At 43.0% G+C, this 832-nt stretch carries 1 protein-coding gene; it reads right to left on the bottom strand.

The annotated features are described in order from the left end of the window. A partial coding sequence (locus CJF42_RS26240) for an IS66 family transposase (protein WP_212668879.1) occupies positions 1 to 776 on the bottom strand: 776 nt, incomplete at its 3' end. Between the last annotated feature and the right edge of the window lie 56 nt (positions 777 to 832).

Genomic DNA, 832 nt, shown 5'->3' on the forward strand with positions numbered 1-832 from the left:
CAAGTTTTCTTCAGACTGGAGAAGGTATCACGGCATTGCCTGCCAAGATCACTACGTGTGCCACCGCTGACTTTTCGTCTTTTTACCTGTTCTCTCAGATCATTTTCGCTGCCATTGGTGTGAATGGGAATTTCTGGCCGCTCTAATACCAGTAGTAAGGACGCTTTAAGTTTACTTAACCGTTTGAGTTGTTGGTTTAACAGCTCATATCGGGTTTTCTGACTAAAAATACGCTCGAACTCCTTAGATAAAGCCTGTTTACTCTCTTCATCCGGATGTTTTTTGTAGGCTTTTAAACCTCTATAAAAAGACCAGATATCATCGCGCACCCGCTTAATATCTTCTCTGTGTGCGTCATTTAGCGGTACCAATTTATGAATAAGGCGCTCAGCATGAACCCAGCACAATCCATGCTGTAATACATTGAACTGACCCGCACCATCACTGACAATAGCTAGCTTTTCCAGTTCAGAGTCTTCTAGCACACATCCCAGTAAAACCCCTTCAGTGGCAATTTTCTGGTGTCGTTTTTGATTTATACCAAGCAGTTCCAGATGCGTCTGCCACTGCGCTTGTGAATTGAACTGGATACATACTGAGTTTGACAAAAGTGTTAACTGGGTGGCAGGCAATTTATGTGTTTTCATATAATTCAGTGCTGCGTCATTTATATGATAATCGCTTCGTCCTGCCCGCAGTAATGACAGGAAGTTGATACGACTTTTACTGTCACTGCTTTGAAACCAGGCAAACCATTCGTTGCCTATATGAGTCACAAATCCATTCTTTCCTTTATGTCGGGCCCCGGTATCATCTGTGGTGATATAACCGC

The organism is Pseudoalteromonas sp. NBT06-2, from assembly GCF_002276045.1.
Classification (GTDB): domain Bacteria; phylum Pseudomonadota; class Gammaproteobacteria; order Enterobacterales; family Alteromonadaceae; genus Pseudoalteromonas.